At 66.2% G+C, this 22216-nt stretch carries 15 protein-coding genes; 8 read left to right on the top strand and 7 right to left on the bottom strand.

What is annotated here, in order from left to right; translation table 11 throughout:
- Positions 1 to 42: 42 nt before the first annotated feature.
- Positions 43 to 6513, bottom strand: a complete 6471-nt coding sequence (locus tag NDN16_RS08320; RefSeq protein ID WP_285292524.1) for a hypothetical protein — start codon at positions 6511 to 6513, stop codon at positions 43 to 45.
- 413 nt (positions 6514 to 6926) lie between these two features.
- Here NDN16_RS08320 and NDN16_RS08315 point away from each other — a divergent pair, with 413 nt between their 5' ends.
- Both NDN16_RS08315 and NDN16_RS08310 read left to right on the top strand, forming a co-directional pair.
- Complete coding sequence (locus NDN16_RS08315) at positions 6927 to 7310, top strand: Hpt domain-containing protein (RefSeq protein WP_251113158.1); 384 nt, start codon at positions 6927 to 6929, stop codon at positions 7308 to 7310.
- Between the two features lie 55 nt (positions 7311 to 7365).
- Positions 7366 to 7686, top strand: coding sequence for a 2Fe-2S iron-sulfur cluster-binding protein (locus tag NDN16_RS08310; RefSeq protein WP_251113157.1), 321 nt, complete (start codon positions 7366 to 7368; stop codon positions 7684 to 7686).
- A 12-nt stretch (positions 7687 to 7698) separates the two neighbouring features.
- Here NDN16_RS08310 and NDN16_RS08305 read toward each other — a convergent pair whose 3' ends face one another.
- Positions 7699 to 8304, bottom strand: a complete 606-nt coding sequence (locus NDN16_RS08305) for a DUF922 domain-containing Zn-dependent protease (protein WP_251113156.1) — start codon at positions 8302 to 8304, stop codon at positions 7699 to 7701.
- Between the two features lie 126 nt (positions 8305 to 8430).
- On the opposite strand from NDN16_RS08305, the gene folP reads away from it, so the two are divergent.
- Positions 8431 to 9288 (top strand): dihydropteroate synthase, encoded by an 858-nt coding sequence (folP, locus tag NDN16_RS08300; RefSeq protein ID WP_251113155.1) that lies wholly within the window; start codon positions 8431 to 8433, stop codon positions 9286 to 9288.
- Positions 9285 to 9788 (top strand): 2-amino-4-hydroxy-6-hydroxymethyldihydropteridine diphosphokinase, encoded by a 504-nt coding sequence (gene folK / locus NDN16_RS08295; protein ID WP_251113154.1) that lies wholly within the window; start codon positions 9285 to 9287, stop codon positions 9786 to 9788. The genes folP and folK overlap by 4 nt, the downstream gene beginning before the upstream one ends.
- On the opposite strand, the gene NDN16_RS08290 is transcribed toward folK, so the two are convergent.
- From NDN16_RS08290 to NDN16_RS08275, 4 genes are all read right to left on the bottom strand, one after another.
- Positions 9779 to 10309, bottom strand: coding sequence for a hypothetical protein (locus NDN16_RS08290; RefSeq protein ID WP_435301074.1), 531 nt, complete (start codon positions 10307 to 10309; stop codon positions 9779 to 9781). The two genes, folK and NDN16_RS08290, sit on opposite strands and share 10 nt — an antisense overlap.
- 48 nt (positions 10310 to 10357) lie before the next feature.
- Positions 10358 to 11419: a YcjF family protein gene (locus NDN16_RS08285; RefSeq protein ID WP_251113153.1), complete on the bottom strand. Its 1062-nt coding sequence runs from the start codon at positions 11417 to 11419 to the stop codon at positions 10358 to 10360.
- Positions 11416 to 12864, bottom strand: coding sequence for a YcjX family protein (locus NDN16_RS08280; protein WP_251113152.1), 1449 nt, complete (start codon positions 12862 to 12864; stop codon positions 11416 to 11418). Before NDN16_RS08280 ends, NDN16_RS08285 begins: the two co-directional genes overlap by 4 nt.
- Before the next feature lie 61 nt (positions 12865 to 12925).
- Entirely contained in the window at positions 12926 to 13438 is a 513-nt protein-coding gene (locus NDN16_RS08275) for a SixA phosphatase family protein (protein ID WP_251113151.1), read from the bottom strand.
- Positions 13439 to 13639: 201 nt separating this feature from the next.
- On the opposite strand from NDN16_RS08275, the gene dksA reads away from it, so the two are divergent.
- A complete protein-coding gene (gene dksA / locus NDN16_RS08270) occupies positions 13640 to 14056 on the top strand; it encodes an RNA polymerase-binding protein DksA (RefSeq protein ID WP_060606958.1) in 417 nt (138 codons plus the stop codon).
- Between the two features lie 82 nt (positions 14057 to 14138).
- Here the strand turns inward: dksA and NDN16_RS08265 are convergent, their stop codons facing one another.
- Positions 14139 to 15437 carry a flagellar biosynthetic protein FliO gene (locus NDN16_RS08265; RefSeq protein WP_251113150.1) on the bottom strand — a complete coding sequence of 433 codons (1299 nt, stop codon included), beginning with the start codon at positions 15435 to 15437 and terminating at the stop codon, positions 14139 to 14141.
- A 240-nt stretch (positions 15438 to 15677) separates the two neighbouring features.
- Between NDN16_RS08265 and cckA the strand changes: the two genes are divergently transcribed.
- The 3 genes from cckA to alaS all read left to right on the top strand — a co-directional run bounded on the left by cckA (position 15678) and on the right by alaS (position 22194).
- Positions 15678 to 18212 (top strand): cell cycle histidine kinase CckA, encoded by a 2535-nt coding sequence (gene cckA, locus NDN16_RS08260; RefSeq protein ID WP_435301073.1) that lies wholly within the window; start codon positions 15678 to 15680, stop codon positions 18210 to 18212.
- Positions 18213 to 18357: 145 nt separating this feature from the next.
- Positions 18358 to 19422, top strand: a complete 1065-nt coding sequence (recA, locus tag NDN16_RS08255; RefSeq protein WP_251113148.1) for a recombinase RecA — start codon at positions 18358 to 18360, stop codon at positions 19420 to 19422.
- 114 nt (positions 19423 to 19536) lie between these two features.
- On the top strand, positions 19537 to 22194 hold the full coding sequence (gene alaS, locus NDN16_RS08250; RefSeq protein WP_251113147.1) for an alanine--tRNA ligase: 2658 nt from the start codon (positions 19537 to 19539) through the stop codon (positions 22192 to 22194).
- Positions 22195 to 22216 lie beyond the last annotated feature (22 nt).

Here is a 22216-nt window from a genome sequence, read left to right as displayed (position 1 = left end):
CCCCGCCATATGCTGGCGGGGGCTCTTTTCTGCACCCAGGCTTCAGTTCTGTCCGAAGCGGCCGGAGGCGTGGGCCAGCATGGTATAGACCTTGCCGGTGTCCGACGTCAGATACTCGCGCACCCGCTGGCCATCCGGCTCGCGCTTGCGCAGATCGTTCATCATGGCTTCGAAATCGCCGATGTAGCGATCCACCGCGTGGCGGAACTCCTGCTCCCGGTAATATTTGCGGCGAATCTCATCGAAGGTTTCCTGTCCCTTCATCGTATAGAGGCGGCGGGTGAAGGCATTCTTCTCGCCGCGGCGATACTTGTCCCAAAGCTCTACCGAGGCATCATGGTCGATGGCCCTGACGATCTCGACCGACAGCGAATTCAGCGATTCGACGACATGGGCTGGGTTGCGTGCGGCAGGCGTGGCCTGTTCCGGCTGGTCGGCGTCGAAGGCGGCGTTCAGCGCCGATTCCAGTTCGTCGGACTGGGCCGCGGCGGCCGCTTCCTCTTCGGCGGATGCGCGGCGGATCAGATCGGACACCCAGCTGCGGCCCTTCGTGGCGCCGGCGGCAGGGGCGGCCGGGCGGGCCGGATAGGCGCTTTCCACCGGGCGCGCGGGCTCCACCGTGCCGCGCATGTCGCGCGCAAGATTGCCCTCCGCCTGGAAAGAGCCGACGGCACGGCGTTCCTGCTGCTCGTCCACTGCACGGGCCTGCACGCGCGGTTCGGCAACCGGCTGCTGGCGTGGCGCCGCCACGGCCTCCCGCTGCGGCTGGGCCGCCTGCTGTGGCATGCGGGCGGGGCGGACGTCCAGCGCACGACCCGACTGCGATACGATCTCCCCCAGCTCCTTGAGAGCGCGGATCTGGTCGGACACCGCGCGGCGCATGGCCTGCGTACTCTGCTTGGCCTCCTCGGGCAGCTCGAAGACGCCGCGCTTCAGCTCCTGCCTGGTCGAATCCAGCTCTTCCTTGAGGCCGGATGCGGTATGGCGCATTTCTTCGGTCGCCTGCATGAAGCGGCGGTTGGCGTCGTCCAGCGCGCTGGCCAGAGCCTCGCGCACCTTGTCGACCGCGGTTGCGGAATTGCGCTGTGTCGCCTCGATCCGGCGGCTGACGATCTCTTCCAGGCCGCGCACAGTCTCGGCGATTTCGCCGGAGCGTTCCGACAGGCCCTTGGCAAGGGCTTCCAGGCCTTCGCGCTTCTCCTGCAGGGAATGGTCCATGCCGGTCTGCAACTGCTCCAGAAGACGGGCGGCTTCCTGCAGAACCTCGCTCTGCTCGGCGAGCCGTCCCGCGATGGCCTCGACGCGCCCGGCGGAGTCCGTCGAGAGGGCATCGAGCTTCTGGATGTTGTCGTCGAAGCGGCCGCTGGAGTTCTCGATCACCGATACGGCCTTGTCCGTGCCGCTGGTGAAGCGCTCGGCGGTCTCGGTGAAGGTCTTTTCCACCGCCGACAGTTCGCCCGTGGCTTCGCCGACCAGTTTGCCCAGCATGCCGCTGACATTGCCGATGCGCTGGATCAACTGGCCGACTTCGAGCACCAGGTTCTCCTGTGCTTCGTTGACAAGGCCGGCGGCATCCTGCGTGCGGCGCTCGAGTTCGCCTGCAACCTGCGACGAGGACGAGGAGATCTCCTCGACCAGTTTGTGGGCATGCCGCGTGAAGGAGGCGAGAAGGGCGGAATTTTCCTGCTGAAGGCGCTCGGCCGCGCTGCGGGCGCTTTCGCCGATGGACGCGGCAAGGCTGTTGCCGTCTTCCGAAAGACGGTCGAGCAGGGGCCGCGCCTCTTCGTCGAGCAGGCGGGCAATTTCGGCGTTGCGGCGCCCGAGCATCTCTTCCAGTTCCTGCACCCGCTCCGCGAAGGCGGCGCCAAGGTCGGCCGCACGGCCGGCAAGCGCCGTCTCGTTGGCCTCCACCCTGCGGGTCAGCTCTTCTGCGAAAGCGCTGGTGGCATCGAATACCTGATCCCGCGCACGGTCCGCCTCGAGCCGGATTGCGGTCGAGACACCGGCCAGCGCCGTCGAGATGTCGCCGGTGTTGCTGAGGAGGATTTCGTGTGCCTGGCGCGCATCGTCGACCAGCTTGGTGGAAATGAAGCGTGAGGTTTCCTCGGCTTCGCCGCGCAGCGTGCCGCCGACCTTGCCGATTTCCTGGCCGATGGAAGCGGCAAGACCGTCCATGAAGCCGGCGAAAGTCCGGGTTCGCTCGTCGAGATCGTCGCGTAGCGTCTGCGCGCGGCTGTCCATGGTCTGCATAGCGTCGGCAATACCGTCCAGCATCTTCGAGGCGCCATCGCCCAGCGTCTCGCGTGCCTCGGCGGCAATGGCGCGGACACGCTCGGCCACCCGGTCCATGTCGCCCGTCATATCGACGGACTGGTCGGCAAGCTCGCGGCGGATCGCCTCGACCTTCTGGTTCAACATGCGGGCGGCTTCCTCGACGCCCTGCGCCATCTGGCGCGCGTTCTGCGACAGGGAATCCCGCGATGCGCCGCCCACATCCGTCAGCATGGCACCTGCGGAGCGTATGGTTTCGGCCAATGCTCCGGCTTCCTCGGCCAACTGGCCACGGGCGCTTTCGGTTTCCACACGGAATTGACCGGCAAGGGAGTCGAGGCTCTGAACGAAATCGCCGGCCATCGCGGCAAGCTTCTCGCGGGCACTCTCGGCTTCGGTGCGCATGGCGAGCGATGCGCCGGCGAGGTGCGTGACGAACTGCTGGTTATCTCCCGTAAGACTCTGGCGCGTCTCCTCGGCCGTCGAGCGCAGGCGCGTGGTGGCCGCCTCCACCTCGGCTGCGAGGCGCTCCAGTTCGCCGGAGAGGCGCGAATGGGCCTGCTCGCTCGACGCGGCCAGCGCGGCGCCCAGCTTTTCGACGCTTTCGGTGAAGCGGGTTGCCTGTTCGTCCAGCTCGCCGCGGGCCGCGGAGGCATCGCGTATCATCTGGCCGGTCGCGCCCAGGATGGAGTCGCGCACCGCCTCGGCGATCTGCGTGGTGCGGCCGGTAAGGGTCTGCTCCACCTTGGCAAGGCCGCGGTCGAGCGTCTCCGACATGGAGGCGGTCCGTTCCTCGAAGAAGCTGTTGATGTTGTCCGTACCGGCAGCCAGGACGGTTTCGAACTCGCGCTGGCGGTTTTCCAACGCCTTGCCCAGCCGCTCGTCCGCTTCGGAGAAGGCGGCGCGCAACTCGGCCACGCGTTCGTCCAGCGTCTGTGCGATGTCGGCATTGTTGCGCGACAGTTCTGTCGACAGCAGGCCGGCCTTTTCGTCCAGGTCGGCGAAGAAGCTGGAGTTGGAGCCGTCGAACAGGCTGCGGATGGCGGAAAGCCGCTCGTCCAGACCCTGCATGAAGCCGCCCTTCAGGTCGCCGCCTGCGCTGCGAAGCTGCGCCGTACGGGCCTCGATGCCGGACATGAGCGTTTGCAGGGCTGTCTCGATCTCGCTTACCGCCTGCGCCGCGGAGCTTTCCATTCCGGCCGCGAAGTTGCGGTTGCCGTCCTCGAGGTTGCGGGCCAGCGAGCCGGCAGAGCGGTCGATATCGGCAAGAAGACTTTGGCGGGACGTCTCCACCGTATCGCGCAGCAGATCCACCTTGGCGCCAAGTTCTGCGATCACGCTGTCGAACATTCCGTCGAAGCCGGCTTCCATGCGGACCGCATGTTCGGCCAGCCTGTCGGACAGGGCCTGCCTGTCGTCTTCGGAACGCGCCAACGCCGTCTCGAGCCGGCGGATGGCGTCCATGTCGATGGCGTGGCTCTGCTTTTCCAGGGTTTCGATGATGCGGCGCCCGGCCGTCTCCAGCGCTTCCTCGCCGCCCGCCATGCTGCGGCCGATCTCGTCCGAGATGGTGCGGGCGCGGGCATCCATGTTCTCGTAGAGGCGCGTCGCTTCGCCGTCGAGCGAGGCGGCGAGGGATTTGGCGCCCTCCTCGATGAAGAGGGTGATGGCGTTGCGGCGCTCGTCCAGAAGCGAGGCGATGAGGCCGATGCGCTGTTCCAGCCCGCTTTCCAGGAGCTCGCGATTCTCCTCGACCAGGTTGATGATCTCGCGCGAGCGCTCCCCGATCTTGTCGGCAAGCACTTCCGTCTTGCCCTCGAAGCCGCGCATGAGGCGACCGTCGACATCTTCCAGCAGCATTGCCAGCCGGTCGACATTGCGGTCGATCGCGCCGGTCAGCGCGTTGCTGTGCTGGTCCAGGGTGGAAACCATGGTCTCGCGCGCGGTGGCGAGCGAGGTATCGAGGCCGGACACGCGTTCCGACAGCGTCGCCGTGATAAGCTCCACGCGCTCGCCGATCCGGCCCGCCAACTGACGCGAACGGTCGTCGAAATCGTCCAGCATGCGCGCGTCGAGGCTGGCCAGCAGATCCGACAGCTTTTCGATGCCGGTTTCGATGGATGTCGTCACCGCGGCACTGCGCTCGTCCATGGCGGACGACAGCGTCTGCTGCGCGAAGGCGAGGGACGTTTCGATGTCGCTGATGCGCTCCACCGCCAGCATGTCGAAGCGGCCTGTACGCTCTTCGAACAGCGCCTGGATTTCTCCGGCCCGCTTCTCGAACACGGCCTCGGCGCGCGACAGGGCGTCCGAAGCGCGTGCCGCGAAATCGGCCTGGCCATCGGCGAAGGCACGGCCAAGCTTCTCGCTTTCGTCGTTGACGGAGCGGCCGAGGCGCTCCACGCCGCCGGCAAGCGAGGCATCTATGCGCTCGATGGAGGTTTCGATGGCCCCGACATGCTGGCCGAGAGAGTCCACAAGCGGCTGACCGTGACGGTCGAGCACGGATTCCAGATGAACGAGGCGTTGCTCGAACCGTTCGAGGATATCCTCGCCTTTGCCTTCCAGCATCAACGAGGTGCGGAGCATCTTTTCGTCGAAGCGGTCGTCGACCATGGTCAGGAAGCGGTCGACCTCCTGGTTGAGTACGCCCAGGCGCTCTTCCATGGAGCCGGTGATGCGCGCAGTGAAGCCTGCTTCCTCGGCGCTGATCCGGTCCGCCTTTTCCGCCAGCATGGCTTCGAGAGACGTGAGGAAAAGGGTGTTGTCCACCGTCCAGCTTTCGGAGCCGACACGCAGCGCCTCGGCGATGCGCTCGTTGGCGCTGGTGATCGCGTTGTGGACACGGTCGCTCAGTTCGGTCGCACCGCGCGTCAGTTCCTCGGCACGCCGCTCCAGCTCGCCCGACCGTTCCTCGATCAGGCGGTTGACCGCCTCCGTGGCCTGCTGCAGGCGCGCGCCGGCCTCATCGGCGGTGGAGGCGATGCGACGCGCCAGTTCCTCGCCCGTCGCATTCAGGGCCGATTGCGTGGACTGGCTCTGTTCCGTGAAGAAATCGGCCAGCTGGCGACCCTGGTCCTCGTAGCGGCGGGAAATCTCGTTGGTGCGGTCGTCCAGCAGGGCGGTGAAGCTCTGCGCAGCGGATTCGATGCGCTCGGCCGCGTGTTCGGATGCGCCCTCGACGTCGTTGGACAGGCGCTGGTGCGAGCCGATCAGCAGCGCACGCACCTGCTCGGCATGGTTCAGCATGGCATCGCGCTCGGAGCTCAGTTCTCCGACAAGGCCGCGAACGCGAACCTCATTGTCGGCGAAGGTGCGTTCCAGCGCGGCGACCTCGTCGGCGATGCGCCGCTCCAGCGCAGCTATCTGTTCGGCCGGCAGCACGGTTGCGGGCGTGGCCAGCTCTGCCTGCCGCTGCTGGGCCGTATCGCCGAGGCGCAGGGCCACTTCCGCAAGGGAGCGGCTCATCAGCCGCAGATCCTGCATGCGACGGACCATGACGCCGAAGCCGAAGATCATGAAGGCCGGCAGCACGCCACCGGCAATGAATGCGGCAGAGGCGTTCAAGGCGTTCTGGCCGGTCAGGCCCTGTCCACCGAAAAGGCCGAACGCCGATACGCTGGCAAGGCCCAGCCAGGCGATGCCGCCGAGGCCGCCCAGCAGAACCGGGCGGCTGGAAGAGCGGCGGCCAAGCATGCCATCGGCCATCACCGGGGCGGAGCGCCGCTCGTCATTGGCCGCGTTCTGCTGGTAGGGCGGGGTCTCGGCACGCGGCCGCGCGGTCTCCGTACGAACCCGCGAGGCTCCGGCAGCGGCGCCCGCCGCAGCCGCGGTGCCCGCGACGTAGGCGGGTGCGCCGACGTCGAAGAGCCCATCCTGATCGGTGATGGTGTCCGGCGCGTCGGGCCGGCCGGCGTCGACCGGCTCTATGTCGGATTCCCAGTCGAATTCGGCCAGCTCTTCGTCGAACATGCCGGGTGCTTCGTCGGCAGCGGCGGATGGCGCCTGGGCTTCCGCTTCGGCCGGCTGTTCGGAGAAGGCCGAAGCCGCTTCCTTTATGTTGCGGTCGAATTCATCGAAGACGAAGTCGAAATCGCCATCGTCCGCATCGGCAGCGGCGTTGCCGGCAGATCCGCGTGGCGAGGGGGCCTCGCCCGAGAAACCGGCTTCACGGAACGCTTCCTCGAGTTCCAGCTCGATCATCGCTTCGTCGGAAAGCTCGACCGTTTTGATCTTCGACATGCTGCGCCGCCTTGCTTCGTGAATTCACATCCGCGCCACTGGCCGGCCGGCCAGACGCGCGAAACGGATCCCCTTTCATCACGAAGCGCGCGAAAAAAGGGCAATACCGCGAGTCTATGGTAGAGAGGCCCCCCATCGTTGGGAACCGCAAAAGCGGACGGCCTGCCCAAAGTCTGAACATAAGGTTAACGCGGCCCGCGAAAAGCCATCGATCGAGACCCGCTGGCCTTTTGCGTCAATACGTTAGCCGTTACCGCCTTGTTTACCATCCTGCCAAGTCGCGGCCTTGGAGGGGGATCCGGCCGCAAATTGGTCCGTTTCCGCCCGGCAGATGAAGTCAAAGGCGATTTACCAAAAATTACAAGGGGGTGGCGCAAGCTGCCTTATCGGGTCGCCGTCGAGGAAGAAGAGCCATGACGCGTAGTGCCACTGCCCTGAAGATGTCCGCAACCAAGCCGGTCATGCCGTCCGAGCCGCGCCCGTCGCGGACGCGTCCGGTGGACCTTGTCTTCCTGTCGCAGAAGACGGGCGGCGACAGGCAGATCGAGCGTGACGTGCTCGCGCTTCTGCGCTCTCAGGTTGCGTTGATCATCCAGCGTGCGCCGCATGCGACGCGCGACGAGGTACGCCAGATGGCTTGTGCCATCCGGGGCGCCGGGCGTCATGTGGGTGCCTTCGCAGTCGCCGACAGCGCCGCTGAACTGGCGCGTGCGGACGAGGCGGGATACCGCACCGCCTATGCCGCATTCATGGATGAACTCGTGACGACGGCAGACTTCCTGAGATCGCTGGACTGACCCGCTTCGCCGAGGGTGATTGACACCGGCGCAACGGCCGGTCCAAACCCGTGCCATGACCGAGATCACCTTCGTTTCACCGGATGGCACCCGCTATCCCGTCGAGGCCGCCGACGGCGCGAGCGCCATGCAGGCGGCAATTCGCCACGACATTCCCGGCATCGACGCCGATTGCGGCGGCGCATGCGCCTGCGCGACGTGCCATGTCTATGTGGACGAGGCCTTCACCGGTTCGCTCCCGGGCCCCGAGGTGATGGAAGAGGATATGCTGGATTTCGCCTATGATGTCCGGCCAAACTCCCGGTTGTCGTGCCAGATCCGCATCGCGCCGGAGCTTGCGGGGCTGGTGCTGCACGTCCCGACACGCCAAGGTTGAGGTGTCGGGCGTTCAGTCCGCGCCGGCGCGAAGGCGGTCTCGGAGCTGGCGCTTCAACCGGAAATCCATCTCGCGCGCTTCCTGACGATCGAAGGCGCGCTGTTCGCTTTCATGCCTGGCCAGATAGCGTTGCGTCGTCGCGGCGACCGCGTCTTCGAGTTGCCGGCAGGTCCGGCGCGTACCCAGATTGCGCACGGCCATCTCCATCCGCTTGACATAGGCGACGGCGATCTCGGCGTGTCGTTCCTCATGGCGTTTCACGTCGCGTTCCAGCGTCTCCCAGATCAGGACCGTGTCCGGATCCGGCTTGCGCGGCTTTTTCCAGCGCGGAAGGATCACCTCGACATCCAGCATGAAGCGGGCTTCGCCCAGTCGGCAGGCCGTTTCGGTCTGCACGTAGGTGACATGGCCATCGAAGGTGACGGAGGTCGCACCGGGGTGGCCGGCATCGCCGCCGCCGGACAACGGGCCGTTACGCGCCAGCGCTGCATCCAGTTGCTCGAGCGTGCTGCCGGTGACGGTGAAATACGTGGTATGGACACGTATATCGGCCGCGGAGGCGGGCAGGGCGCCGAGGGCAAATGACGCCGCCATCAGGAGCGCGAATGCATTCTTCATGTCTCGACTCCTGGCGTGGCTTACGGCATCACGCGCAAAAGTTAGCGCATCGAACTCCGGTTACGAAGCGCCAGGGCCCAAATGGGCGATCAGATTGCCGGGATCGTTAATGCGAGGTGACGACAAATGACGGTTCTGCCTTCGGAAACTCCTGTCTGGCATGTCGCGCATGGGCGCTCGCTCGACCTTTCCGGCCCCGCCCGCATCATGGGTATTCTCAACGTCACGCCGGACAGTTTCTCGGATGGCGGCCGTTTTGGAGGTGACGTCGGGCGGGCGGTCGCCGCAGCACTACAGATGGTGGCGCAAGGCGCGGACATCATCGATATCGGCGGGGAATCCACCCGGCCGGGCGCAACGCCCGTGAGCCCGGAGGAGGAGCAGGCGCGCATCCTGCCCGTCATCGAGGCTTTGGTGCGGGCCAGCGACTGCCTCGTCTCGGTCGATACCTACCGCGCCGAAACGGCGGAGCGCGCGGTTGCCGCCGGCGCCCATATCATCAACGACGTGTTCGGCGCCCAGAAAGAGCCGGACATCGCGCATGTCGCTGCCCGGACGAAGGCCGGCCTGTGCCTGATGCACACGGGGCGCGAGCGGGAAAAGCTGCCCGACGTGATCGAGGACCAGTTCTTCTTCTACAACCGTTCCATGGAGATCGTTACGGCGGCCGGGGTCGAGCGTGGCCGCCTGGTGTGGGATCCGGGTTTCGGCTTCGCGAAGGAGCGAGAGGAGAACATGGCGCTGATGGCGCGGCTGGGCGAGCTTGCGGCGCTCGGCCTTCCCCTGCTGGTCGGCACGTCCCGCAAGCGCTTCGTACGGGGCGCGATCGGCAGGGAAGACCCGGAGGCCGACATCGCCACGGCGGCCACCAGCGTCATTCTTCGCGAACGCGGTGCGCATATCTTCCGCGTGCATGCGGTGGAGCCCAACCGCGATGCGCTACGCGTCGCGGATGCCGTACTGGGTGCCGGTGCGGCAGCATGACGCAGACTCTCATCGGCCTTGGCGGCAATATGGGCGATCCTGCCGCCGCGATGGCGGAGGCGCTTCGTCTGCTTGGCGATACGCCGGGCGTCCGCGTCGTCGCCGCGTCACGGCTGTACAGGACACCGCCCTGGGGAAAACTCGACCAACCGGAATTTCTCAATGCCTGCGCAATCTTGGATGTAGATCTTGAACCGCAGGCGCTGCTGGAGCTGGCGCTGGACCTGGAGACACGGCTGAAGCGCGTGCGACTGGAGAGGTGGGGGCCGCGCACCATCGATATCGACGTGCTGGCCTATGGGCAGTCACGCATAGAGACACCCACATTGACGCTGCCGCATCCGCGCATCCGCGAGCGCGCCTTCGTGCTGATGCCGCTGGCAGAGCTTGCGCCGGACCTCATGATCGAGGGGCAGACCGTGCGCCATTGGCTAGGGCAACTGGATGTTGCGGGCATCGAGCCGGTCACGAAGGACGGGGAGTGGTGGCGTCAGTCCTGAAGGGCGGTCTGGCGCACCGCGCCGTCGCGCTTGAGCACCATGCCGATGACGGGGACGAGTTCGCCGTCCACCTTGACCGAGATCGTGACGTTCAACGCGTCGCCATCGTCAAGCCGGGCCACCATCGCGCCGTTTAGCTGCTTTCGGTCCAGGCCGAAGACCATACGGTCGCCTTCGACGACGCCCGACACGATATCGAGGCCGGCGCCTTTGGCTCCGTCCAGGAATGCACCCTTGTAGGTGCGCCCGTCATGCGTGACGCGGGCCGACATCTTCTGCGAGAACAGGCCGACGCGGCAGCTTCCGTCGAGCTGCATAGCCGAGGGCGCCTTCTCGGTGCCCCCCGCCAGGTCGCAGGTGAACCGCGTGCCCTTGTACTTGCCGGCGACGATCTCGCCGGGGCCGACCCAGCGCCCTCCGATCGTTTCCATGAAGCCCTTGGAAGAGCCGGCGACAGCGCTGCCCATGCCCGCCGACAATGCAACGGCAAGCGAAACCCCGGCGATGACGGTGCGGAACATGGCGAACCCTCGATGCAAGTAACCTGCCGCGATAATCTCCGTTAAGGGTTAATCCTTCCTTTCCGGCGCGGTGTCCGTGGATGCGGCAAGCGCGCGCAGTATCGCGCCGACGCCTGGTCGCTCCACGCTCATGAAAGGCATGGGACGGCAGATATCCATCGCCGAAAGTCCGACCCGTGCCGTCAGGAGCCCGTTGACCACCCCTTCGCCGAGCTTGGCTGACAGCCTCTGGGCAAGGCCCTGGCCCAGAACCTGCTGCACCAGGCCGTCGCCCAGGGCGATCGTGCCCGTGACGGCCAGATGGGCCAGCACGTCGCGCGTCAGACGGATCAGCCCCAGCGTTCCGGGCCGTGCGCCATAAAGCTCGGACATGCGGCGGATGAGGCGCACCGTCTCGAAGAATACGAAGGCAAGGTCCACGATGGCGCGCGGGCTGACGGCGGTGACCACGGAAACGCGCTTGGCCGAGGCCAGAAGCAGCGCGCGGGCGCGTGCATCCAGCGGCGCCAGCAACTCGCGCTCGGCCAGCGCGATCCTGTCGCGCCCGTCGATGACCTCGTCCTTCCACTCCGCAAGCCGCTGCCGCCCGGCGTAGGTTTCGGCATGGTCGCCCAGCATGGAGACCAGCCGCTCCGTGACCCTCTGCGCCGCGCCCTCGTCATTGTCGTCGAAGGCCTTCTGCGCGTCGCGGCGTTCGCGCTCGACGAGGCGCAGCCGCGATATGGCATGGAGCTCTCGAAAGGCGACGCCCACCGCGCCGAGCACCAGAAGGGCAGAGGCGCCGGCCGCGACATAGCCCAGCCATTCGGCCCTTGCGAAGAAGTCGCGGATCAGGCTGTCCAGCGCCAACCCGGTGGCCAGCGATACGACCAGGCCAAGCCCCGCCATGAAAACCTTGCCGAAAGTCAGGCGGCGGCGGCGCGGCCGCATGACGGCCGGCGCCGCGTCGAGTGCGTCCAGGGCTTCCTGCTCCAGCGCCTCATCGGGCTCTATGCGCACGGAAGCCAGGTCGCGGAAGCCGCGCGGGCTGCGCCCGGCCGGTTCTGCCATGGTCTGCGGCAATGCGGGGCGCGTGAAGCTGCGCGGGCTGCGGGGACGATCTTCGCTCATGCGAGGCGATCTCCGATCAGGAACTGCATCGCGCGGTCCAGCCTGATATGGGGCAGCGACAGGGTCAGGCCCGTATCGTCGCGCTCCAGCCTCGGCGGCCGGAAGCGTACGAAGTTCAGCGGGTCTGCCCTGTTGTCGGGATCGAAGAGGCGGCTCGGATCGCGCGGGAGATCGCCCGGAAAGATCGCCGTTTCCGTTTCGCCGTCGAAGGTTTCGCCATCTATCCGCTCGCCGGCGAGGGGCGTGCCGACGATGACCGGCAGGCGCTCGCCGCCATCCTCGACGGTCGCCTCGCGCGTCGCCCGCACCGCGGCCATGGCGACGACGTCCGATTCCGCGCCCGAAAACCGGGCGCGCTCCACGGCAGAGGCGACGATGCGGCGGACTATGGCCTCCAGCCGCTTGTGGCTTTCTCGGTGCAGATGATCGGCCTTGGTGGCGGCGACGAGAAGCCTGTCTATCCGGCGTGTCAGGAGCCCGCCCAGCCAGCTCGCCCGTCCGGGCCGGAAGCAGGACAGGATGTCCGCCAGGGCCGTTTCGAGATCCTGTACGGCTTCCGGGCCGGCATTGATGGCCTGCAGGGCGTCGATCAGGATGATCTGACGGTCCAGCCTTGCGAAATGGTCGCGGAAGAAGGGCTTTACGACGACGCTCTTGTAGGCTTCGTACCGGCGGGCGTGGACGGCGGCAAAGCTGTTCTTCGGCGCGGCGAAGCTGCCGGGCGGCAGCACGAGCGGCGCGAAGGTCAGCGCGGGTGACCCTTCCAGATCACCCGGCATCAGGAAGCGGCCGGGCGGCAATGTCGAGAGCGCGGTGCCGTCCTGCCGGCACCGGCGCAGATACTCGGTGAAGGCCATGCTCAACCGCTGGCTTTCCATCTCGTCGGCCGGCGCCATCGGATCCAGCGCATCGACTATCGCAAGGAAGGGGGCCGCCATCTCTGCCCGCGAGGGCAGGCGCGCCCGAGAGATGGACTCGGCCGAGAAGCTGGCGAAATCCTTGTCCAGCAAAGGCAGGTCGAGAAGCCATTCGCCGGGATAATCGACGATGTCGAGCGAGAGTTTGCCGGCCGAGAAGAGACGCGACCAACCCGAAGCCGACTGATACTCGATCGTCAGCCGCAACTCGGAGATGGCGCGGGTGGATTGCGGCCAGAGCCGATCCTCGACCATCGTGCGCACATGGTCCTCGTACTGGAACCGCGGAACGGCGTCGTCTGGCTGCTCCTCCAGATAGGTGCTTCCGATGCGTCCCTCCGCCTGCGCCGAGAAAACCGGCAGGCGCCCGCCATGCAGCAGGTTGTGCACCAGAGCTGTGATGAAGACCGTCTTGCCGGCCCGCGACAACCCGGCGACCCCCAGGCGCAGCGTCGGATGGAACAGTTCGGTTGCCCGGTCCGTCAGATTGTCGATGGCGTAAAGCGCCTCATCCATCAGGTTGGGCATCGGACCTCGAGTGGCGGTGAGAATTCATGTCGGGCTGAAGATAGGTATTCCTGACGCCCTGTCACGGACGCGCCGGCATGAACAGCGACGCAAGCCGGCCCGAACCCGCTTCGAACGCATCGTGTCCGTCGGTGACATCGATGCCGGCAAAGCCGCCGGTGGCAAGTCCGCGTGCCCGCAACTCCGCATTGCTGCAGGCATCCCGGCACAGCGCGAAGATGAACTCTTCCATGCCCGGGTTGTGACCGACGATCAGGGCGCCATCGGGTGCGCCGCCGCGCAAAAGATCGAAGTAAGCTTCGGCCGGCGCCTCGTACAAGGTGGGAGCGACGAAGATTCGTGAATCGTCCGCCGGGATGCCGATCCGCGCCGCTGTCTCCATCGTGCGGACCGCTGGCGATACGAAAACTGTGGAAAATCGGATCGATCCACTGATTATTTTTGAGGCGACCTCCTCGGCTTGGGCCATTCCGCGGGCGTCGAGGGGCCGGTCGAAGTCGCGCTGGCCGGGAACCGGCCTTGCTGCATGAAAGTGTCTGAGACAATAAAGGCGTGAGGATGGATCGGTCGACATGCCGCCATCATGCCATTTTTCGGGGGCTCGGCAATCCAGCTGACGCAACCGTGGCCTCCCGCTTTTCCAAGATCAGAAAAAGGCCAGCGTTTGCCTGTATTTATGGCATCTACTTCATTTGGACGTGCAACCTATTTGCACCTTGTAGGTAACAGGTTCCAAAGTTATAAGCAGCGCCTCGACGGTTAGAGAGGAAGCGAGATGAGCGAAACTCTGCACATCGGAGGCGATCTTCGGGAGGAGGAGCCTTTCATGAACGACCGTCAGCGGGATTATTTCCGGAAGAAGCTACTCGCCTGGAAGAGCGAGATCCTCCGCGAATCCCGTGAAACGCTCGAAGCGCTTGCAACCGAAAACCCCAACCTTGCCGATGCGGCCGACAGGGCCTCCTCGGAAACGGACAGGGCCATCGAATTGCGCGCCCGCGACCGCCAGAGAAAGCTGATCGCCAAGATCGATGCGGCTCTGCAGCGGATCGAAGACGGCACATACGGCTATTGCGAAGAGACGGGAGAGCCCATCAGCCTGAAGAGGCTGGATGCACGCCCCATCGCGACGCTGTCGCTGGAGGCACAGGAGCGTCATGAACGGCGCGAGAAAGTGTACCGCGACGAATAGCCGGGTCCGCATATCCCGAACCTGAAGACGCAAAGGGGCCGGCATTGCCGGCCCCTTTGCCGTATCGCAACGGCCCGCGCTTTCAGCGCTTCTCGGGCGGGTCCAGGGTAAAGTCGCGCAGGAGCGCGTCCATCTCTTCCTCCAGGCTCATCATTCCGGGCCTGTCCTGCGCCGGCTTCGGCTTGGACGGAGTTTCCGGCCTGGTGGCTGCCTCGGCCGGCTTTTCCGGCTGATCCGCCACGGCCGGCGCGGCGGGCGTATCGATCTTTTCCTTCGACAACTCGGCCATCAGCAACTGGTCGATGTCGCCGTCGGCAGCGGCATCATCCTTTTTCGATTCGACCGCAGCCACAGACTTCGTGTCCGGGGCAGCCGAGGCAGCCGGCGTGGCTGTCGCCGCTGCGGAGGCGGCGCCCGCCGCAGCGCCCAGTGGCGGAAAGGATGCTCCCTTGTCGCTGCGATGCGTCTGTACGCTGGTGGCGAAGCTCTTCACCTGCAGCGGACCCATGGAGCCTTCGGCCTTCCCGGCGGCCGCCGGCTGCGCGACGGGTGCGGCGGACGTCGACGAAGGCTCGGGCCTCGACGCGCCGACATCCGGTTGCGGCGACGCGGACGGGCGACCGGGAAGCGGCGAGGCGCCGCCGCTCCGCACCGTGGAAACCTCGGTCGCAGCCGGCGATCCGGATGCGACGGTGACAGCCGGTGCCGGTTGCTGCGCGCGTGGGCCTTCGGCTGCCTCGATCGGGTGTGCGGCGGGCCGCTGCGGCAGGGTGGGCGTTGCCATGGAGCGCGGCTGCGCGGGCTGGGCCGGCTGCGGGCGAGGGGTCGCGGGCTGCGGCGGCCGGGACGGCGTCATGGCAGGTTCCGTCCGGCGCGGCGGAAGGGGGGGCGAGACGTCCGGCGCTGCGGGCCGTGTCTGTGCAGGCGCGGGGCGCGGCTCGCTGCGCACCGGCTGCGGCGCTTCGACGGGGCGGGCCGCCGGGGCCGCTGCGGATGCGGCAGGGACGGCCGGCACGGGCTCGGCGCGAGGCGCCGGCGGCGTTTCGGCAAAGCTCGGCTCTACCCGGCGCGTGCGCACCGGCATGCGGCTTATGCCCGATTCGACCACGAGGTCGTTCTGGCCGCCGATCAGCACCAGATGCTCGATCTCGTCGCGGCGCAGCAGCACGAGCTGGCGCTTCTGGTCCACGGGCACGATGTCGAGTACCGCCACACGCGGGGCGGCGCTGCGACCGCCGCCCAGGCGGCCACCGGAGGTGAAGCCGCGGACCAGCGCCAGCAGAAGGTAGCCGAGGATCACAAGCACGGCGATGACGATGATGGCGATCACCACCGTAGCGATGCCTTCACCGCCGAGAGCGTTCACGAGTCGCTCGTACATTTTGCCAGTCTCCCTGGTCGTTGCCCCGCCACGGCTTGCCGTCCGCATGCGATGACCGTTACGTCATGTCGGATACGTGCGGCCGCCGCTATGGACAACCCCGTTCCGTTGGATAGGTTCATGTGCCGAAAACGTCGCGGCTTCAAGGGCTGCGACAGCTTCATGCCGTATAATGCGCAAATGTGCTGAACGATATCTTCTACACGAGCGGGGCTCGAAGCGACTTGGTTTCCAACCGATATGACGGCTGACACGCGCATGGCGAACCGCAAGCCGCTGGTGGATCGCAGCGCCGCACATTCGGGTGTATGGCGCCTTTTGGCGCTGTCCGCCTTCATGCTGGTCGTGGCCGCCGCTCTGGCGATCGCCGGGCATGTTTCCGGCGGAATCGCCGTCCTCGGCATTTTCGGCCTTCTGGCGGTCTTCGGCATCCTGTCCTGCTTTGCGCTGGCGCTTGGCTTCCTGCAGGTGTCGAACAGGCTGTCCGATGCGGGTCTTGGCCGCGATTTCCTGGACGCCCTGCCCACCGGCACGCTGATGACGGATCGCAAGGGCCGGATCGTCTATGCCAACCGCGCCTATGCCGAAACGGTCGGTGTCGAAGGGCTTGCGGGAGCGCGGACGCTGGAGCAGCTCCTTTCGCGCGAGGGGGAGGCGTCCGAGGCGGTCTACAGGCTTGCCAACGCGGCGCGGGACGGGCGCGAGGCGCAGGAAGAGTTCCGGCTGTCGCGCCGGCTTGCCGGCGGCGCGGGCGCGGGCTGGTATCGCGTCGGGGTGCGCCCGATGGACAGCGGCGGCCGCAGCCTCAACGTCTGGCAGGTTGCCGATATCAGCGACGAGCGGGCGGAGCAGGAAAGCTTCTTCCAGGAATTGCAGAACGCCATCGACTATCTCGACCATGCGCCGGTCGGTTTCTTCTCGTCGGCGCGCGACGGGTCGATCGTCTATCTCAATGCGACGCTGGCCGGCTGGCTCGGCTTCGATCTCGCCACCTTCGATCCCGGCAGCGTCACCGTGCCGGAACTGGTGGGCGAGGAAGGCCGCGCCTTCCTGTCGGCGACCGGCGAATCGGAGCCGAATCGAATTCATGTCCTGGACGTGGACCTGGTGACCCGCTCCGGACAGCGGCTTCCCGTGCGGCTGATGCGGCAGGCCACGGCCACCGCCGACGAGCGCCTGGGGCATATGCGCACCGTCGTCCTGAACCGCTCGGGCCAGGTGGCCGGCACGGGCGACACGCTGGAAAAGCTGGAGATGCGCTTCAACCGCTTCTTCCACACCTCGCCCATGGCCATCGCCTCTCTGGACTCCCGTGGCCATGTCACCCGCGCCAACGCGGCCTTTTCCCGCCTGTTCGGCACGAAGGTGGCGGAGGGGACGGCGACGCTGGAAGGCGCGTTGCGCGACGAGGGCCGCGAGGCGATGCGCGGCGCCATCGATGCGGCGGCGCGCGGGCAGGCGGGAATCCCGTCGCTCGACGTGGAGGTTGCCGGCGATCCGGCGCGCTCCGTGCGCCTGTATTTCAGCGCGGTCGGAGACGTCGCCGACGACGGCTCGGAGGCCGCGCTGGTGTACGGCATCGATTTCACCGACCAGCGCGCACTGGAAGAGCAGTTCGCCAAGGCGCAGAAGATGCAGGCCATCGGCAATCTCGCCGGCGGCATCGCGCACGATTTCAACAACGTCCTGACGATCATCACCGCGTCCGTGGATTTCCTGCTGCTCAACCACCGGACGGGCGATCCGTCCTTCCAGGACCTGCTGCTCATCAAGCAGAGCGCCAACCGCGCCGCCTCGCTCGTCCGGCAGTTGCTGGCCTACTCGCGCCGGCAGACAATGCGGCCCAAGATGCTGAACCTCACCGACGTCGTGGCGGACATGCATCTTCTGCTGCGTCGGATATCCGGCGATCTCGTCAAGCTGGAGCGCCACCACGCGCGCGACCTCTGGCCCGTCATGGCGGATATCGGCCAGTTCGAGCAGGTGGTGACGAACCTCGTCCAGAATGCGCGCGACGCCATGCCGGATGGAGGGCGGATCGACATTTCCACCCGCAACGTGCCCGCGGCCGAGACGGCCGCCTTCAACTATCCCGAGCTGACCTTCGGCGACTATGTCCTGGTCGAGGTGGCCGACACCGGCTCGGGCATGCCCGCCGAAGTGGCGGAGCGCATTTTCGAGCCGTTCTTCACCACCAAGGAGATCGGCAAGGGCACCGGGCTGGGCCTGTCCATGGTCTATGGCATCATCAAGCAGTCCGGCGGGTTCATCTATGTCGATTCCCGCCCCGGAGAAGGAACGACGTTCCGCATATTCCTGCCGCGGCACATGCCGGCGGAGGTCGCCCAATCGGCGCCGGAGGCCTCGGCGGCAGCGGCAGTACCCGCCGGCAAGCTGGACCTGTCCGGTACCGCGACCATCCTCCTGGTCGAAGACGAGGACCACGTCCGCGCCGGCAATGTCCGCGCCCTCAAGATGCGTGGCTATGATGTGCACGAGGCGTCGTCGGGCGTCGAGGCGCTGGCCATCATGGAAGAACTCGGCGGCAGGGTGGACCTTGTGGTCTCGGACGTGATGATGCCGGAAATGGACGGGCCGACCCTTCTGCGCGAAATGCGCAAGGAGCGCCCGGAGCTGAAGTTCATCTTCGTATCGGGCTATGCCGAGGACGCTTTCGCCAAGAACCTGCCCGAGGGGGCACGATTCGGTTTCCTGGCCAAACCCTTCTCGCTGCGCGAGCTGGCCGTGGCCGTTAAGGAAATATTAGACGAATAGAGAGTCGGACAGGGACGGCGAATCGGCTGTCCGAACCAGAACAAATCAAGAATATCCCTTGAAAATAGAGAACAAAAAGGGTACATGAAGGGTCCATGCGGAAGCGTTGCGTGTCCCCACGTCGCGTGAAATAAGGACCATGCCGATGGCACAGAATTCACTTCGTCTCGTTGAGGATACTTCCGTGGACAAGAACAAGGCGCTCGATGCCGCTCTTTCGCAGATCGAAAGGGCCTTCGGCAAAGGCTCCATCATGCGGCTCGGCGCCACCGAGAAGCTCGACATCGACACCGTGTCCACCGGCTCGCTCGGGCTCGACATCGCGCTTGGCATCGGCGGGCTGCCGAAGGGCCGCATCGTGGAGATCTACGGTCCCGAAAGCTCGGGCAAGACGACGCTGGCGCTCCACACCATAGCCGAGGCCCAGAAGGCCGGCGGCATCTGCGCCTTCGTCGACGCGGAACATGCTCTGGACCCGGTCTATGCGCGCAAGCTGGGCGTCAACCTTGACGAACTCCTGATCTCGCAGCCCGATACGGGCGAACAGGCGCTCGAGATCACCGATACGCTGGTGCGGTCGGGTGCGATCGACGTTCTGGTGGTCGATTCCGTCGCGGCGCTGACGCCGCGCGCCGAGATCGAGGGCGAGATGGGCGACGCGCTGCCCGGACTCCAGGCCCGGTTGATGAGTCAGGCGCTCCGCAAGCTGACCGGATCGATCTCCAAATCGAAATGCATGGTCATCTTCATCAACCAGATCCGCATGAAGATCGGCATCGTCTACGGGTCGCCCGAAACCACGACCGGCGGCAACGCATTGAAATTCTATGCCTCGGTGCGGCTGGATATCCGCCGGACGGGCTCCATCAAGGAGCGCGACGAGATCACCGGCAACCAGACCCGCGTGAAGGTGGTGAAGAACAAGCTCGCGCCTCCCTTCAAGCAGGTGGAATTCGACATCATGTACGGCGAGGGCGTGTCCAAGATGGGCGAGCTGGTCGACCTCGGGGTCAAGTCGGGCATCGTCGACAAGTCCGGCGCCTGGTTTTCCTACAACAGCCAGCGGCTTGGGCAGGGACGCGAGAACGCCAAGACCTTCCTGCGCGACAATCCGGCCGTTGCCGCCGAGATCGAAAGCGCCATTCGCCAGAATTCCGGCCTGATCGCCGAAAAGCTTCTCGAGGCAGACGGGACGGAAGACGAGGAATAGGCCTCCCCTTCGGTACATCCGATTTTGCAGGGGCTTTCGATTTAGGTTGAGCCAAAAGCGCCACTTCCTGTATCGGTTCCTGCGAATGAAGATTGCCTGTCAGGGGTTCTGGGAATGAACGGCGTTAATGAAATCCGGTCCACCTTCCTCGATTACTTCGGGAAGCATGGCCACGAACAGGTTGCCTCATCGCCGCTCGTTCCCCGCAACGATCCGACATTGATGTTCACCAATGCGGGCATGGTGCAGTTCAAGAACGTGTTCACGGGGCTGGAGAAGCGCCCCTACGACCGCGCCGTGACATCGCAGAAGTGCGTACGCGCCGGCGGCAAGCACAACGATCTCGACAATGTCGGCTACACGGCGCGGCATCACACCTTCTTCGAGATGCTCGGGAATTTCTCGTTCGGCGACTATTTCAAGGAAAACGCCATCGAACTGGCGTGGAACCTGATCACACGCGAGTTCGGGCTGGCGAAGGACAAGCTGCTCGTCACCGTCTACCATACGGACGATGCCGCCGCCGACTACTGGAAGCGCATCGCCGGCCTGCCGGAAGAGCGCATCATCCGCATCGCAACCAGCGACAATTTCTGGGCAATGGGCGATACGGGCCCGTGCGGCCCGTGCTCCGAGATCTTCTACGACCATGGGCCAGGCGTCTGGGGCGGCCCTCCGGGCAGCCCGGAAGAAGACGGCGACCGCTTCATCGAGATCTGGAACCTCGTCTTCATGCAGTTCGAGCAGATGGCCGGGGGCCAGAGGGTCGATCTGCCCCGCCCCTCCATCGACACGGGCATGGGGCTGGAGCGTGTCGCCGCCGTGCTGCAGGGCGTGCACAACAATTACGATATCGACCTGTTCCGTCAGCTGATACGCGCCAGCGCGGACATCATCGGGGCGCCGGCCGGCGGCGACCAACTCGCCAGCCATCGCGTCATCGCCGATCATCTGCGCGCGACGTCCTTCCTGATCGCCGATGGCGTCCTGCCATCCAACGAGGGGCGCGGCTACGTCCTGCGCCGGATCATGCGGCGGGCCATGCGCCACGCCAAGCTGCTGGGCGCTCGCGAGCCTGTCATCTACAAGCTGCTGCCGACGCTGGTCGCGGAGATGGGCCGCGCCTATCCCGAGCTGGTGCGGGCGGAGCCGCTGATCTCGGAGACGCTGAAACTGGAGGAAAAGCGCTTCCTGGCCACGCTCGATCGGGGCCTTGCCCTGTTGAACGACGCAACCGATACGCTCGGGGCGGGCGACATGCTGGACGGCGAGACGGCCTTCAAGCTGTACGATACCTACGGCTTCCCGCTGGACCTGACTCAGGATGCGTTGCGCGCGCGCAGCATCGGCGTCGACATCGCCGGCTTCGAGGACGCCATGGCCCGCCAGAAGGCCGAGGCCCGCGCAAGCTGGGCCGGCTCGGGCGAGGTTTCCGACGAGGGGGTATACTTCGGGCTGCGCGAGCGGCTCGGCGCCACCGAGTTCCTCGGTTACGATACCGAGAGCGCCGAGGGCCAGGTGCTGGCGCTCGTGCGGGACGGCAAGGAAGTGGAATCCGCGTCCGAAGGCGAAGAGGTGTCCGTCATCATCAACCAGACCCCCTTCTATGGGGAGTCCGGTGGCCAGGTGGGCGATACCGGCGTAATGAAGGGCGAGGGCGTGCGCTTCGACGTCGCCGATACGCAGAAGGTTGCCAATGGGCTGTTCGTGCATCGCGGCAAGGTTGCCTCAGGCACACTGAAGCCGGGCGCGGCGCTGGAGCTCGAGGTCGATCATCGCCGGCGCGGCAGCATCCGCGCCAATCATTCGGCGACGCACCTGCTGCATGAGGGCCTGCGCGAGATACTGGGGACGCATGTGGCCCAGAAGGGTTCGCTGGTGTCTCCCGACCGGTTGCGCTTCGACTTTTCGCACCCCAAGCCCATGGAGCCGAACGAACTGGCCGAGGTGGAGCGGATGGCCAATGCCATCGTGCGCCAGAACGCCCCGGTCGAAACGCGGCTGATGGCCGTGGACGACGCCATCGCGATGGGGGCGATGGCCCTTTTCGGCGAAAAATACGGCGACGAGGTGCGGGTCGTGTCCATGGGCGCCGGGGAAGAAGGCGCCAGGAAGGGCAAGGTCTTCTCGATCGAGTTGTGCGGTGGAACCCATGTCGGTGCGACGGGCGATATCGGTCTTGTCCATGTCCTGTCGGAATCGGCGGTCGGCGCCGGCGTACGCCGTCTCGAAGCGCTGACGGGCGATGCCGCCCGCGCTTATCTGCAGGAGCAGGACGCACGCGTGCGCCGTATCGCTGCCGCGCTCAAGGTCGGGCCGGCCGAAGCTGCGGACAGGGTGGAAACCCTCGTCGAGGAACGCCGTAAGCTGGAGCGCGAACTGGCGGATGCCCGGCGCAAGCTGGCGCTGGCCGGTGACGGGGCGGCCGCGCCCGCCGCGCCGAAGGAGATCAACGGGGTATCTTTCCTCGGCCGCGTCCTGGAAGGCGTTCCCGCCAGGGACCTGAAGGGCATCGTCGACGGGATGAAGCAGGGGCTCGGCTCCGGCGTCGCGGCAGTGGTCGGCGTGGCCGAAGGCAAGGCCAGCATCGTCATCGGCGTGACGGAAGATGTTTCCGCGCGTTTCAGCGCCGTGGATCTGGTGCGGGTGGCATCGGCGGCGGTGGGCGGCAAGGGTGGCGGCGGCCGCCCGGACATGGCGCAGGCCGGCGGCCCGGACGGGGACAAGGCGCAAGCCGCCATCGATGCGGTGGAGGCGGCGCTCGCCGCCTGAACGCGCCGCCGCAAGCGACCGA

The sequence above is a fragment of the Aureimonas altamirensis genome (genome assembly GCF_023702225.1).
GTDB lineage: Bacteria > Pseudomonadota > Alphaproteobacteria > Rhizobiales > Rhizobiaceae > Aureimonas > Aureimonas altamirensis_B.
Note: the sequence above shows the minus strand (reverse complement) of the source record. Positions and strands in the feature narration are given on the sequence as shown.

What these genes read in the sequence shown, in the direction of transcription:
- NDN16_RS08320 (WP_285292524.1), bottom strand. Translation starts at nt 6,513, where the DNA reads ATGTCGAAGATCAAAACGGTCGAGCTTTCCGACGAAGCGATGATCGAG.
- NDN16_RS08315 (WP_251113158.1), top strand. Translation starts at nt 6,927, where the DNA reads ATGACGCGTAGTGCCACTGCCCTGAAGATGTCCGCAACCAAGCCGGTC.
- NDN16_RS08310 (WP_251113157.1), top strand. Translation starts at nt 7,366, where the DNA reads ATGACCGAGATCACCTTCGTTTCACCGGATGGCACCCGCTATCCCGTC.
- NDN16_RS08305 (WP_251113156.1), bottom strand. Translation starts at nt 8,304, where the DNA reads ATGAAGAATGCATTCGCGCTCCTGATGGCGGCGTCATTTGCCCTCGGC.
- folP (WP_251113155.1), top strand. Translation starts at nt 8,431, where the DNA reads ATGACGGTTCTGCCTTCGGAAACTCCTGTCTGGCATGTCGCGCATGGG.
- folK (WP_251113154.1), top strand. Translation starts at nt 9,285, where the DNA reads ATGACGCAGACTCTCATCGGCCTTGGCGGCAATATGGGCGATCCTGCC.
- NDN16_RS08290 (WP_435301074.1), bottom strand. Translation starts at nt 10,309, where the DNA reads ATGTTCCGCACCGTCATCGCCGGGGTTTCGCTTGCCGTTGCATTGTCG.
- NDN16_RS08285 (WP_251113153.1), bottom strand. Translation starts at nt 11,419, where the DNA reads ATGAGCGAAGATCGTCCCCGCAGCCCGCGCAGCTTCACGCGCCCCGCA.
- NDN16_RS08280 (WP_251113152.1), bottom strand. Translation starts at nt 12,864, where the DNA reads ATGCCCAACCTGATGGATGAGGCGCTTTACGCCATCGACAATCTGACG.
- NDN16_RS08275 (WP_251113151.1), bottom strand. Translation starts at nt 13,438, where the DNA reads ATGTCGACCGATCCATCCTCACGCCTTTATTGTCTCAGACACTTTCAT.
- dksA (WP_060606958.1), top strand. Translation starts at nt 13,640, where the DNA reads ATGAGCGAAACTCTGCACATCGGAGGCGATCTTCGGGAGGAGGAGCCT.
- NDN16_RS08265 (WP_251113150.1), bottom strand. Translation starts at nt 15,437, where the DNA reads ATGTACGAGCGACTCGTGAACGCTCTCGGCGGTGAAGGCATCGCTACG.
- cckA (WP_435301073.1), top strand. Translation starts at nt 15,678, where the DNA reads ATGACGGCTGACACGCGCATGGCGAACCGCAAGCCGCTGGTGGATCGC.
- recA (WP_251113148.1), top strand. Translation starts at nt 18,358, where the DNA reads ATGGCACAGAATTCACTTCGTCTCGTTGAGGATACTTCCGTGGACAAG.
- alaS (WP_251113147.1), top strand. Translation starts at nt 19,537, where the DNA reads ATGAACGGCGTTAATGAAATCCGGTCCACCTTCCTCGATTACTTCGGG.